Below are 13,545 nucleotides of genomic sequence, written 5' to 3'. Positions count from 1 at the left end.
CGCGTTCAGACCCGGCCGGCTGAGCGACGCGGCCGCGCGGCGAGGATCGCATCGGTGACGATCTTGGCGGTCTCGGCGCAAGCCTGGGTGCCGCCATTGCCATATTTCTTCACCGCGTCACCGACGCACCACAGGCCCACGACACCGGTTTCGCGCGGCAGATCGTAGCCGGCGCAGCTGCGTTGCGCCGGCCAGTCGTCGCGCATCACCCGGATCGACAGGATCCTCGCCTGGTCGAAATTCGCGAATTGCTCGCGTAGATCCTCGAGCGCGAGCGCGACCTCACCATCGGAGTCGAAATCGCCGAGTGCCGGCACCGGCACGGCATAGGCGACATAGAGGTGCCAACCAGGTGGTGCGAGCTCCGGACAGGTGGCGCTGAGGTTCGCCATGTTGCAGAGCCGGCGCGTCTTGCCGAAGGTGACGATGCCGGGATGATTGATCAGCGGCTCACGGCTCGCGACATTGATGACGATATTGGCGGCCGGGCGCAGGTCGTTCTTGACCTTCGCGATGTAGTCCGTCGGAAATGCCGCGCTGCCGGCCAGCGCGACGGTGGCCTTCGGTCCCGCATTGCTGATGACGAGATCGGTGTCGATCCGCATCTTCTCGCCGTTGCGCAGCACGGTGACGCCTTCGACCTTGCCATTCGAGGTGTGGATCGTCGTCGCCGGCGTGCCGAGCCAGATGTCGCCATTGCGTCTGATCGCGCTGCCGAGGCTGTTCCAGACGCCGATCGTGCCCTGCGGGCAGAAGCCGAACTTCTTGAAGGCGCCCTTGCTGGTGAAATAGGTGAGGAAGGCGCGCGCCGGAAGCTCTGCGGCGTTGCAGGCGAAGATCGCCGCGCAGAGGTTGCGGAACAGCGCATGCACCGTGGCGTTGCTGGTGTAGCCCTTGAGCCAGTCCTCGGTCGATTGCCGCCCGTCGGGCAGGTTGCCGGAGCGGGCGTCGGCGAATTTCTCCAGGATGCGCGAGGCCTGCTTGGTCAGTTGGCCGAGCAGCAGCGACCAGCCGCCGCGGCCGACATCGATCACCTTGCCGTCGATGAAGAACGAGCTCGCGGGCTCCGGCGCCCGGATATCGAGCGGCGCGCCGACAGTGTGGAAGGTCTCCTCGAACACCCCGCCGAACTCGATCGCGATCGCGCCGATATTGACCTTGAAGCCGTCGATCTCCTCGGTCGAGGCGCGGCCGCCGAGCCGGTCCTTGTCGTCGACGACGAGCGTATGCAGCCCGCCATGGGCGAGACGCGCCGCGGCGCACAGCCCGCCGGCGCCGGCTCCGATCACGACAGCATCGACCTTATGAGCATCCACGCGCAGCCTCCCTCGATGCCGCCGGGTTGGTCCCGGCATGCGCAATCCACTTGCTTGATGACGGTCACGATAATATAATCCGACCGGTCGTTCAAATTATTTTTTGGCGCAGGTCGCCCGTCATCACGAGCGATGGAAGAGTTCTGGTGGATGGTGCCCGCAAAGGGGAGGAGAGCGCCGGGCGGCGGTAGTATAGAGGGACGGAAGTCGCCCGATTCCGGCGGCGCCGATGGTGCACGAGAGAGACGGTAATGGCGCGGACGCGCTCAGAGAATTACGACGAAATCCAGCGGGGCATTCTCACCACCGCCTGCGGCCTGTTCGCGCGGCAGGGCTATATGCGTGCCTCGATTGCGGACCTTGCGGATGCTTGCAAGCTGTCGCGCGGCGCGCTGTACCATTATTTCGAGTCCAAGGAGGCGATCCTATTCGCGATCCTCGATGCGCACATTCACGAGATGATCGCGGATGTCGAGGTATCGATGGCTGGCAAGGCGACAACGTTGGAGCAGTTCCGCGCCGCAATCCAGGCCATTGTCGCGCTCAATGCGCGCTCTAGCGACGAGCAGCGGGTAATCTTGAATGACCTGTCGTTCCTGGGGGAGACCGAGCAGGATGCTATCAAGGCGCTGGAGCGCCAGCTGGTCGACGTGATCTCGGACCTTCTGATCCGACTCGATAAGGAAGGCAAGGTCGTGAAGCGGACCAAGAAGGTCTACAGCATGATGCTGTTCGGCATCCTGAACTTCAGCCACACCTGGTACGATCCGAAGGGTGGAGTCGATCCGAAAGAGTTCGCCGATATGGTGGTGGACCTGTTTCTCTATGGATTCACAGCGCCGGCTTCTACCAACGGAGGGATGCAAGCGCAGCGCCAGCGCGCGTAGCGCTGACAGGTGCGGTCGGTGTGAGGCTATCCGTTCTCCTGAATCGAGAGAGCGCAGCGGCGTGATCCAGATTCCGCGTGGCCAAGTTGATTGGGTTCCAACTGTCACGCGCTCCAACCGTGGATATTGATGTCGCACAATCGGCGACGTGACCGATCCCGACGGAATAGGTCCTGAGGGTCGGATGCGCCTTCCGGGGACAGGCGAAAAACCTCGTGAGAGCTTTTCGCCTGAGTTCCTAATCCGCCGACAGCGGCTCACCGGTCAGAGACCAACTCGTTCCATTGAACGTCGCGATCCGGAGCGTCTTGAATGGCGTGTAGTCGCCGGGCCTAGTGCTGATCGAGATGCCCGGGAGCATCATCGGCAGCCGTTCGCCGTTGAGAGAGGTGGCCTGCTTGATCAGATTCTCGCGGGTCAGTTGATCGCCGCATTTGCGCAAGGCCAGCGTCACAGCGTGGACGTTCATATAGGCGACCAGAACGGAGTAGTCGTCCGGATTTGCTGAAGGGGCGTACTCTTTGAGAAAGTCCTTGTAGGCCTTGACCTCGTCGTCGTTGGCCCAGGCCGGGTCGCCGGGCTGCTTGAGGAATTGGGTGGTCACCAATCCTTTCGAGGCCTCGAGTCCCGCCGGTTTCAGGATGGTGTCGACCGACGCCGTCGAGCCACCGATTACGTGCAGGGGTTTCCAGTTGAGTTCGTAGACCTTGCGAATCGATTGCGCTGCCGCTTTTGAAGATGACTGCTCGATCAGGGTGTCGACGCCGGCTGCCTTCAGCTGGACAATCTGTGAATCGATCGTGGGGTCGGTGAGCTCATAAGAAGCTTGCGCTATGATCTGCGACGCCTTGGCGCCGAGGCCCGCGCGAATGCCTTTGAGATAATCCTTGCCATAGTCGTCATTCTGATAGAGCACGCCGATCCTGGCGTCTGGCTTGGCGGTGAGAATGTACTTTGCGACGACGCGGCCTTCGGTCTCGAAATCGGGGTAGAGCGGGATCGTCCACGGGAACGCTTTTGGATCGTTGAAGCGGCGCCCGCCGGCAGTGATGAATAGTTGCGGCACCTGCTTTCCGTTCAGATATTTCTGGATCGCGACATTGGGCGCGGTTCCGATGGTTCCGACCTCGGCCATCACACCGACATCCTCGACCAGCTTGCGGCTCTGCTCGACCGCCTTCGGCGCGCTATACGCATTGTCGAGCTGCGTAAAATTAATTTTGCGGCCGTTGATCCCGCCTTGTGCGTTCAACATCTCGAAATAGCCGACGACAGCGTGCCCTGCGCCTGCACCGAACGCGGAAGCCGGGCCGCTTAAGGGCGTCGACTGGCCAAGCTTGATTTCGGTATCGCTGGCGCCCGGGCCATAGGCCTTCTGTGCGAAGGCAGGTGTCGCCAGCAGGGCTGACAGCGCAATCGCTGCCGACGTGCGGGTGATGATATGATTCAAGATGATTTCCTCCCTGTTGTGTTATGGTTTTGAGTTCTGCGCTATCGCAGCAGCTCGCGGGCAATGACCATTCGTTGAATCTGGTTGGTGCCCTCGAAGATCTGGGTCAGTTTTGCATCACGCATCATGCGCTCGACCGGATAGTCCATCGTGTAGCCATAGCCGCCGAAGATCTGGACCGCGTCGGTCGTCACCTTCATGGCCATGTCACTGCCGACGCATTTCGCCATGCTGGCGAGGACGTTCAGGCGCTTCCAGTCGCCGGCATCGCCAGCTCGAGCGCACTCGTAGACCAGCGCGCGTGCTGCCTCGATCTGCATGGCCATATCGGCCAGCATGAATTGCACGCCCTGGAATTCGGAGATCGACTTCTTGAATTGCTTGCGTTCCTTTGCATACGCGACGCAGGCATCGAGCGCGCCCTGAGCCAAGCCGACCGACTGGGCGCCGATGGTCGGACGGTTGAGGTCGAGTGCACGCATCGAAGCACGGAAGCCTTTGCCTTCCTCTCCGACGAGGTTCTCGACCGGCACGCGGACATTGTCGAAGAAGATCGGCGTATTCGGCGCACCACGAAAACCCATCTTGCGCTCATGGCGCCCGAAGGTGATCCCCGGCATTTTCTTGGGCTCGACGATGAAGGCGCTGATGCCGTCGGCACCCGGACTATCGCTTGTACGCGCCATCACAACGATGAAATCGGCAACGACGCCATAGCTGCACCATTGCTTGCGGCCGTTGAGGACATAGCAGTCGCCATCCTTCCTCGCCCGCGTGTTGATGGCGGTGACGTCGGAGCCCGCCTGCGGCTCCGAAATCGCGATCGCGGTCACGACGCCGCCCTTCGCAATGATCGGCAGGTATTTCTTCCGCTGCTCCTCGGAGCCGAAATGGAGGAGGGGCATGATGAACATCGTGTTGAGGCACGCGATGGACGCGCAGGCCGGTGAAAACCTGGAGAGTTCCTCGCGCGCGATGCAAGCCATCGTCAGATTACCGTTGGGGCCGCCGTACTGCTCGGGGACCCAAAGCTGCATCAGGCCCATCTCGCCGAACAGCTTCACGAGTTCGAGCGGAAAGCGATCGGTCTCGTCGATCTCCGCTGCAATCGGCGCCACATGCTTGACGGCCATCTTCCGGACGTTGTCTCGGAACGCGACCTGCTCTTCGGAGAAACTCATGCGAACTCCCTGATCGTTTTCTTTGCCGGAAGCTGAAAAAGGGGCTTCCATTGAATGGGTGATCCATTTAATAATTCATCCCATGAACACCAAGTCAAGCCCTCGGGCGCCCATGCGTCTCCGAACCGCTGCGCCGGGCCGGCGTGAGCGAGCCTCCGAGCTCCGTGCGGCCGGCGCGCCGGCCGCGCCGACCTTCAAGCCGATCCACACCAGGCGGACGTTCGAGGAGATTTGCGAGCGGATTCGCGAGCAGTTGGCGCTCGGCATTCTCAAGCCCGGCGACAAGTTGCCCCCCGAGCGCGACCTTGCACAGCAGCTCGGCGTAAGCCGCAACGTGCTGAGGGAGGCGTTACGTAGCCTTGAGATGGCGGGCGTGCTGCGACTGCAAAAGGGCGTCAAGGGCGGGGCCTTCATCCAGGAGGGCGACACGCGCCGCATGAACGAGGTCATGCGGGACATGCTGAGCCTGGGGACGATTTCAGTGCGGGAATTGTCGGAGGCGCGCGTTCACGTGCTCGAACTCGTAGTGCAGTTGGCCTGCGCGAATGCGCGGCGGGCCGATCTCGATGCGCTCGAGGCCAATATTGAGCGGACAGAACTGGCCACGAAGGAGGGGCGGCTGCTCGATCGGGTCGAATGCTCCCGCGAATTCTACAAGCTGCTCGCGGCCTCGACGGGGAACAAGGTGATCGCGATGATCGTGGATTCTGTCACCGAGATCCACATGCGCTTCGTCTATGCGAAGGTAGCGTCAAGCGGCGTCGCGATGGCGCGCCTCGCGGAGAAGCGACGGCAGTTCCTGTCGGCCCTGAGCGAAAGGAACGTCGCGTTGGCGAGCCGGCTGCTGCGGTCGCATCTGGAATCCGTGCAGCGAATGCTGGAGCAGGACCCCGGAGCCATGTCGCTGCATGTCGCATTGGCGGATGTGCAGCCGGGAATGCGCCGATAGCGCGTACCGCCGGCAGCCAAATCAACACTCAAACGGCAATAACGACGGAGGCAAACGTGTCCAACTACGCCAAATATGAATGTCTGAAGGTCGAGGTCGCGGACAAGGTCGCGACCGTGACCCTGAACCGCCCGCAGGCGCGCAATGCAATCAATCAGAAGCTGATCCGCGAGCTGCGAACGATCTGGGACGATCTTGCCGATGATTATGCCGTCAATGTCGTGGTGCTGACGGGTTCGGGTGACTTCTTCAGCGTTGGCGGCGACGTGAAGGCGATGTCGGAACGGCCGGGCGGCGACGTGCTCGAAGAAGGAGAGGTGCACGACCCCATGATCAGCCGGCGCGGCGTCACCCGTCAGCTTGAGCTCGACAAGCCGATCATTGCCGCCATCAACGGCGACGCCATCGGCTTGGCGGCGACCCATGCGTTGCTCTGTGACATCTCGGTCATGGCCGAGGACGCCCGGATCGGGGACACGCATGTCTCGCGGGTCGGTCTGGTCGCAGGCGACGGCGGCACGGTGATCTGGCCGCTGCTTGTCGGCGTCAACAAGGCGAAGGAGTTCCTGATCCGCGGGACGCTGTTGAAGGGGCCGGAGGCGGAACGGATCGGCCTGGTCAATCATGTCGTGCCGCGTGCGGAGGTGTTGGCAAAGGCTCGCGAAATCGCGATCGAATTGGCCAATGGTCCGAGCTGGGCGATCCGCTGGACCAAGCTTTCGATCAACCAGATCGTCAAGGATCGGGTGAACATGCTGCTGGAAGCGTCGATGGCGCTGGAACAGGTCACGTTCGAGACCGCCGATCACAAGGAGGCAACAATGTCGTTCAAGGAGAAGCGCAAGCCCAAATTCGGTCAGGGCTAGTGCGTCCCATGAGCGCAGTAGAGCTCCCATCCGACGACATCAGGGAGATGCTCAGGGATTCCCTGCGCGGCTTTCTCGGCGAGCAGTGGAACGCGGATTGCGTGCGCTACGGGCCGGCTCCAGACGACGTCGCGGCGATATGGTCCAAGCTGGTCGGGCAGGGGATTGCTGCGCTCGGCAGTGATCCTGGCCAGGGCGGACTTCGAGAGATTGCGCTTGTGCTCGCTGAGCTCGGCCGCGCGGCGTGCCCGGCCCCGATGTGGGCCGCGGCCCTTGCCAATCTTGCGCTTTCGACAGCACCTTCAGAGGCGGCGTCGGGTCTGCTGACTGGGCTGCATGGCGGCACAGCCCGGCTGGCGTTCTGCTTTGGAAGCCTCGATCCGGATCCCGGCGCGGGCGCGATCAAGGTTGCGGGAGACCGTGCGAGCGGAGTGCTCCGCTTTGTGGAGGCCGCCGGAAGCTGCACGCATCTTGTTGTCGTGGCCAATCCGCGCGAGCTCGCGCTCGTTGCGCTGGACATTGCAGGCGTCAATGTCGTGCCGAGCCGTGCCATGGGGGCCTGGAGCCTTTATGAGGTCCGGCTCAATTCTGTGCCGGCGACTCTGATCCCCATCGAAGCCGGTGTCCTCGACGATCTCCTGATCAAGGCCAAGCTGGCGCTAAGTGCGCGGGCGCACGGCGCTGCAAGCCGTGCCTTTGAGCTTGTGACCGACTATGCCAGGGAGCGGCACCAATTCGGGCAGCCGATCGGCAAATTCCAGGCGATCCAGCACAAGCTCGCAAATGGCCTGATTGCGTTGGAGGGCGTCCGCCTGGTCCTCGATCATGCCACGAGGCTACATGACGAGGGCGATCGCGATTGGCGTTACTTCGCGGGCTGCGCGGTCGCGTTCGCAGGCGAAGCCCTGCGGCGGGTCTCGCTTGAAACACACCACGCGTTCGGCGCCATCGGCTATGCCGACGAGCATGAGGCGCCATTGCACTTCAAACGCGTGCACCTCGACACGATCGCGCTGGGTGGGTCGGCACATGCGAAGCGGTCGGTGGCATCCCGCTTGCTGGATCCCGGCGGTGTGGGTTTGCCCGAATATGACCTTGGTGCTGCCGGAAATGAGCTGCGCAGGCAGATCAAACGGTGGCTCGAGGAAAACTGGTCGGAGGACCGGAAGGCCGAATTCGATCGCAGGCCGTTCTCGAAGCGGGAATTTGATGCCGATTTCGCGCGCGACGTCGGCCGAATGGGTTGGATCGGACTCGGATGGCCCAGCGAATTTGGTGGGCAGGCGCGCTCGCCGCTGGAGCAGATCGCCTTTATGGAGACGATGGAGCATGGCGAGGCGCCGCGGATCGGCGCAGCGATCCAGGCCAATGCGTTGATGATGTTCGGCACGCCGGAGCAGCAGCGAACATATCTGCCGGAGATCCTCCGAGGCGAGGCCATGCATGGCATGGGCTACAGCGAACCCCAGGCCGGTTCCGACCTCGCCGCGCTCAAGACCAGCGCGGTTCGGGATGGTGACCATTGGGTCATCAACGGGCAGAAGATATGGACCACCACCTGGTGGGGAAAATACATGTTCCTCGCCGCGCGAACGGACAAGGACGCCAAATCGCCTCACGCCGGCATCAGCATGTTCATCGTTCCGATGAATGCGCCAGGCATCACGATCCGGCCGTCCACGACCATGTATGATGGCACCTTCGCCAACATCTTCTACGACAATGTTCGTATTCCCACCGAGAACCTGGTCGGCGAGGTCAATGGCGGTTGGAAGGTACTGACGGGCGCGCTCGCGTTCGAGCGCGGCCTGGTCGGTGGCGGCATCGTCCTGAAGGTCGCGCATGCTTTCGAGCAGTTGCGCTTGCATGTGATGGCGAAGGACGGCGACGAGCCTCCACTGGCCGAGGATCCGATGGTACGCGACCAGATGGCGACGCTGGCCTGCGAGATCGAGGTCGGCCGTCTCCTGATGATGCATTGCGCCGAGCTCGCCGCCGATGGGCTGACGCCGCCGGAATATGGGGCGATCAGCAAGGTGTTCTCCGGCGAGCTGATGGAACGCTTTGGGGAGGCGGCGCTCGATATCCTCGGGATGCGCGCCACGTTGTCCGAGCAGATGCCGGGCGCGATCGACAACGGCCGGTTCGAGCAGAACCTCCGGCATTCGCTGATGTGGGTCATCAGCATCGGGACGAATGAAATTCAGCGCAGCCTGATCGCGCAGAAGGCGCTTGGGCTGCCCAGGTAGGAGGATTGCATGCAGGAGCAGGACAAGGGAACGGCGCCGCTCGCGGGTATGCGGGTGCTCGATTTCTCGATCATGCTGGCGGGACCCTATTGCGCGCGCCTGCTGGCAGACGTTGGCGCCGACGTTATCAAGATCGAGCCACCGGAGGGCGACGACATGCGCTTGCGCACGCCGATACGCGATGGCCACAGCGCCTATTTCGGTCAGCTCAACGCCGGCAAGCGAAGCCTGGCGCTGGATCTGAAGAACGCAGATGCCATCAAGCTGGTCCGTCGGCTGGTTACGGAGACGGACATCCTCGTGGAGAACTTCCGTCCAGGCGTGATGGATCGGCTTGGCCTCGGCTACGAGACGCTGCGCGCGATCAACCCACGGCTGATCTACTGCTCGATCTCGGGATACGGACAGTCTGGGCCCGCAACCGAGCGCGCGGCCTACGCCATGATCGTGCATGCCGAGAGCGGGTTCGACCGGTCGCTGGCGCGTTATGCCGGAGATCGCGACCGGCCGGCCGCCGGAGCGATCTTCGTCGCAGACGTGCTCGGCGGTATCTTTGGTTACTCAGCGATCCAGACGGCCCTGGTCCAGCGCGAGCGGACCGGGAACGGTCAGCGGATTGATGTTGCCTTGATGGATTGCATGCTCAATCTGCTCGTCTATGAATTGCAGGAGGCTCAGTTTCCTATCAGTGCGCCGCGTCCGACCTATGGGCCGGTGCGGACCCTCGATGGCGACATTCTGATCGCGCCGATCACGCCGCGAAACTTTGCGGCGCTCTGCGAGGTGACGGGGCAGAGCGAGCTTGCCAACGATGCGCGGTTCAAGACCGTGCCAGGGCGCGGCGCGAACTGGACGGCGATGATGCAGGTCATCGAACGGTGGACGGAGCGGCACACGGTGCGCGAGTGCATGGCCGCGCTCGACAAGGCCGGTGTGCCCAGTGCGGAATATCGCGATCCCGGCGCGGCGTTGACCGATCCGCATCTTCTGCAGCGCGGCGCATTTGCATCGATCGTTGACGGTGCAGGGGAGTTCATGGGCGTGAATGCGCCCTGGAAGATGTCGGGCGCAGAGACATCCATGCAGCGCGAGATTCCCGCGGTCGGAGCGCATCGGGACGAGGTACTGTCAGGGGTCCTCGGCCTGTCCGGCGAGGGGATCTCCAGCCTGGCAGAGGCGGGAGTATTCGGGAAGGATCGCTAATCGTCCGATGGCGGGGGCGAACCGTCCGATGCGGTCTTTGCGATCGCCAGCATGCATTTGAGGAAATGTGCGCGATCTTCCTTGCTCAGGGGCGCCAGCATCAAGTCCTGCAGCTCGGCTGCGGCCGGGATTACGCCGAGCAGGGCGTCTTCGCCCTTTGCTGTGATCTGAACCTGGATCGACCGGCGGTCTTCCGAATTGCTCCGTTTCGAGATCAGCTTCCGCGCGGTCATTCGCTTGAGCATCTCGCTCAACGTATTCCGATCGCTGCTGATGCGCTCGGCAAGCGCGGAGGCCGAGAGGGGCCCGTTCTGATGGAGCGCGAGCAGCACGCCGAACTGCCGCGGCGTGACGTCGCTCTGGCCCGTCAGGTCCTGATAAAGCACATCATAGCGGGCTTCGAGCAATCGGAGCAGAAATCCGATGCCTCCCTCCAGTCGCCAGTTGCGCGCGAGATCCGCTGCCTTCGCTTTCGTTGCCTTGTCGGCTGGCATGCCGTCGTTGACCAGGTTGTGACTTTGAAACTTGGCTAAGCCGTTAGCAGCTTGACCAACGGCTCTCAACCCTGAGCCGGACGGGACGCGGGCTGTCCATTGGAAATCATCATCGATCACCGCATTGGCTCTTGCAACCCATTCGACAAAGTAGTACGTATACGTATTAATAAGAGGTGCTGAGGACGCCGCGACGCAGGGAGGACTGCTTGAATCTGCACGAGCTGCTGTCGATTCCCTATCTGCTTGAGGCCGAGGCGGTGGAAAGTGAGCCCGGCAAATGGCTGGTGCGGCTTGCCCATCCGGAGTTGCCTGATTGCACCGCGGAAGGCGCGGTCGTCGAGGACGTGCTGAAGGATCTCGAGCGGCGGCGGATCGAGCTGATCGTCAGCCTCGTCGAGCAAGGCAAGGAACCCCCAATCCCGCGAAGGCCGCTCGCTGCCTCCGACCCGCTCTGGACCGCTCAGGATCTCGGAATGTCAGGCCGAGTCGCGCCCCTGCTGCGTCGCACGGTGAGGTAGCGCGCATGGATACGCGACATTTAATGGAGGAAGCTCATGCTCTCGCGTGAAGACAATGAACGCCTGGTCAGGGTTGGCAAGGGAACTCCACTCGGAGAGCTTTTTCGTCTTTATTGGATTCCCTTCTTGCCATCGGCGGATCTGGTCAAGGACGGACAGCCGAAGCGAATCCGGCTGCTCGGGGAAGATCTGGTCGCCTTCCGGGATTCCGAGGGGCGCGTCGGGTTGGTCGACCAGGCCTGTCCGCACCGCGGTGCGCCGCTGATCTTCGGACGAAACGAGGATTGCGGTCTGCGCTGCGTTTACCACGGCTGGAAATTCGACGTGACCGGTGCCGTGACTGATATGCCGGCGGAGCCGGTGCGCAGCCGCCTCAAGGAACGCGTGCGGATCAAGGCCTACGCTTGCAAGGAGCGTAACGGGATGATCTGGGCCTACATGGGACCGGACCAGGCCGATCTTCCGCCAATGCCGAACGTCGAGTGGAATCTGGTTCCGCAGGACCAGGTGCACATCTCCCTCCGCGTCCAGGAGTGCAACTGGCTCCAAGCGGTCGAGGGCGAGATTGATTCCGCGCATGCGCCCCTGCTGCACGGTCGCCTGGATTCTCAGGGCACGACGAGTGCTTGGATTCAGAAGCGCGACCTCCGCCCGACCTTCGAGTGCGTCAAGCAGGATTTTGGGATGAGCATCGCCGCGCGGCGCAACTATGACGCCAACACGCTGTACTGGCGCGTCAATCAATTCATGCTGCCGTTCTACACGCTGGTCCCGCCGCTGTCGCCATTCCCGGATCTGAGCGGCCACGCGTGGGTGCCGATCGACGACGAGAACACGCTTTGCATCATGTTCTCGTATCATCCCTCTGAGCCGCTGCGTCCGAAGACGCGGCTGATCTTCGCGGAAGGCCACAACGGCCGCGAGAGTGGTCACGCCAGCCGACATTCGCTGGTTCAGCATCCGGTGACGGTCCCGTACGCAGGATACTGGACCAAATACAATCCGCCGAACGGCTTTCAGTTCGATTATGAGGCGCAGCAGACCACCTGGTTCTCAGGCCTTCCCGGACTTTGGGTGCAGGACGGCGCCTGCCAGAGCGGTGTGTCGCCGATCTTTGATCGCACCAAAGAGAATCTGTGCGCGAGCGATACCGGAATCGCTATGACGAGGCGGTTCATTCTGGAGGCGCTTGGGGCCCACCGTGATCACGGGCTTCGGCCCAAGGGCGTGACCGACCCCGATGTCTTCATGGTGAGGGCCGTGTCGCTGCGACTGCCCCCCGAGGATTCCTGGGTCGACGTCGGTGCGCCCTTCATGCGGGCGAAGCTCGGCGCCGATTTCGGGTACGAGCTATGAGCGCTCCACGCCATTGGCCACGCATCCTTCGCCGCCGCGGGAGGGGTCGTCGCCATGGCTGACCGCCTTCTCGAGGTCCGGGTCAAGCGCATCAGCTACGAGGCCGAAAACATCAATTCGTACGAATTGATGTCTCTGGCCGGCGACGATCTCGTTCCTTTCACGGCCGGCGGTCACATCGACCTGCATCTGTCGAACGGGATGATCCGTAGCTATTCGCTGGTGAACGATCAGCGAGAGCGGCACCGCTATGTCATCGCGGTCAACAAGGAGAGTGCCGGCCGGGGTGGCTCGAAGTTCGTGCACGATACCGTCAGGGTCGGCGACGTCGTCACGATCTCCGAGCCGCGGAATAATTTCGCGCTTCATGAAGACGCCGAGCACTCGATCCTTATCGCAGGTGGCATTGGCATTACACCGCTGTTGTCGATGGTCCGCCGCCTGACAGATCTGGGACGCTCGTGGCAACTGTTCTACGCCGCAAGAACGCGCGCTGCCGCCGGATTCCTCGACGCATTAAGCGCTCTTCCACCGACCCTGCACGCGAACGTGCATGTCGATTTCGACGATGAGCGGTCCGGGCGCCTGTTCGATCTTCCCGCAATTGTCGGCAGCGCGCCCGCACACGCGCATCTCTACTGCTGCGGCCCGGTACCGATGCTGCATGCATTCGAGGCGGCAACCGCCAATCGTCCGGCAGATCACGTCCATGTGGAATATTTCAAGGCCGGGCAAGCGCCGGCAATCGAAGGCGGATTCGAGGTCAGGCTCGCGCGGAGCAATCGCTCGATTGTGGTGGAGGCCGGCAAGACTATCCTGGATGCCCTGCTGGAAGCGGGGATAGCCGCGAACTACGCCTGCACCGAAGGCGTCTGCGGTACCTGCGAGACGCGCGTGCTCGAAGGCACGCCGGACCATCGCGATCAATTTCTGAGCAAGGAAGAGCAGGCGGCGAACAAGACCATCATGATCTGCTGCTCGGGCGCCAAGTCCGGCGCGCTCGTCCTGGACCTCTGAATGAACAACAACGTCGTCAATGGGTGGAAATCAATGAAGCCTCTCTCGTACCTTGT

Annotated in this window: 12 protein-coding genes; 8 read left to right on the top strand and 4 right to left on the bottom strand. The window is 62.5% G+C overall.

Features of this window, described 5'->3' with window-relative positions:
- Positions 1-5 precede the first annotated feature (5 nt).
- Positions 6-1,316 (bottom strand): FAD-dependent oxidoreductase, encoded by a 1,311-nt coding sequence (locus tag MTX19_RS27730; RefSeq protein WP_280985565.1) that lies wholly within the window; start codon positions 1,314-1,316, stop codon positions 6-8.
- A gap of 251 nt (positions 1,317-1,567) precedes the next feature.
- Between MTX19_RS27730 and MTX19_RS27725 the strand changes: the two genes are divergently transcribed.
- Positions 1,568-2,203, top strand: a complete 636-nt coding sequence (locus tag MTX19_RS27725) for a TetR/AcrR family transcriptional regulator (RefSeq protein WP_280980226.1) — start codon at positions 1,568-1,570, stop codon at positions 2,201-2,203.
- Positions 2,204-2,441: 238 nt separating this feature from the next.
- Here the strand turns inward: MTX19_RS27725 and MTX19_RS27720 are convergent, their stop codons facing one another.
- Complete coding sequence (locus tag MTX19_RS27720; RefSeq protein WP_280980225.1) at positions 2,442-3,653, bottom strand: ABC transporter substrate-binding protein; 1,212 nt, start codon at positions 3,651-3,653, stop codon at positions 2,442-2,444.
- Between the two features lie 41 nt (positions 3,654-3,694).
- Entirely contained in the window at positions 3,695-4,834 is a 1,140-nt protein-coding gene (locus MTX19_RS27715) for an acyl-CoA dehydrogenase family protein (RefSeq protein WP_280980224.1), read from the bottom strand.
- A 22-nt stretch (positions 4,835-4,856) separates the two neighbouring features.
- Here MTX19_RS27715 and MTX19_RS27710 point away from each other — a divergent pair, with 22 nt between their 5' ends.
- The 4 genes from MTX19_RS27710 to MTX19_RS27695 are packed head-to-tail and all read left to right on the top strand — an operon-like array spanning position 4,857 to position 10,101.
- A complete protein-coding gene (locus tag MTX19_RS27710) occupies positions 4,857-5,783 on the top strand; it encodes a GntR family transcriptional regulator (RefSeq protein WP_280985564.1) in 927 nt (308 codons plus the stop codon).
- 56 nt (positions 5,784-5,839) lie between these two features.
- The gene (locus MTX19_RS27705) at positions 5,840-6,649 is read left to right on the top strand and encodes an enoyl-CoA hydratase-related protein (protein WP_280980221.1); all 810 of its coding nucleotides are present in this window, start codon (positions 5,840-5,842) and stop codon (positions 6,647-6,649) included.
- A gap of 8 nt (positions 6,650-6,657) precedes the next feature.
- The gene (locus MTX19_RS27700) at positions 6,658-8,898 is read left to right on the top strand and encodes an acyl-CoA dehydrogenase (protein ID WP_280980220.1); all 2,241 of its coding nucleotides are present in this window, start codon (positions 6,658-6,660) and stop codon (positions 8,896-8,898) included.
- A 9-nt stretch (positions 8,899-8,907) separates the two neighbouring features.
- Positions 8,908-10,101 (top strand): CaiB/BaiF CoA-transferase family protein, encoded by a 1,194-nt coding sequence (locus MTX19_RS27695; RefSeq protein WP_280980219.1) that lies wholly within the window; start codon positions 8,908-8,910, stop codon positions 10,099-10,101.
- Here MTX19_RS27695 and MTX19_RS27690 read toward each other — a convergent pair.
- Positions 10,098-10,595, bottom strand: coding sequence for a MarR family transcriptional regulator (locus tag MTX19_RS27690; RefSeq protein WP_280980218.1), 498 nt, complete (start codon positions 10,593-10,595; stop codon positions 10,098-10,100). The genes MTX19_RS27695 and MTX19_RS27690 overlap by 4 nt on opposite strands.
- A 209-nt stretch (positions 10,596-10,804) precedes the next feature.
- On the opposite strand from MTX19_RS27690, the gene MTX19_RS27685 reads away from it, so the two are divergent.
- The 3 genes from MTX19_RS27685 (at position 10,805) to MTX19_RS27675 (ending at position 13,489) form a co-directional block, all read left to right on the top strand.
- Positions 10,805-11,116: a hypothetical protein gene (locus MTX19_RS27685; protein WP_280980217.1), complete on the top strand. Its 312-nt coding sequence runs from the start codon at positions 10,805-10,807 to the stop codon at positions 11,114-11,116.
- A 126-nt stretch (positions 11,117-11,242) separates the two neighbouring features.
- Entirely contained in the window at positions 11,243-12,472 is a 1,230-nt protein-coding gene (locus MTX19_RS27680; RefSeq protein ID WP_280980216.1) for a Rieske 2Fe-2S domain-containing protein, read from the top strand.
- 54 nt (positions 12,473-12,526) lie between these two features.
- Positions 12,527-13,489, top strand: coding sequence for a PDR/VanB family oxidoreductase (locus tag MTX19_RS27675; protein WP_280980215.1), 963 nt, complete (start codon positions 12,527-12,529; stop codon positions 13,487-13,489).
- The last annotated feature ends 56 nt before the right edge of the window (positions 13,490-13,545 follow it).

The organism is Bradyrhizobium sp. ISRA464 (genome assembly GCF_029910095.1).
Lineage (GTDB): Bacteria > Pseudomonadota > Alphaproteobacteria > Rhizobiales > Xanthobacteraceae > Bradyrhizobium.
The sequence above is the reverse complement of the archived record's forward strand: the minus strand, read 5'-3'. Positions and strand labels throughout refer to the sequence as shown.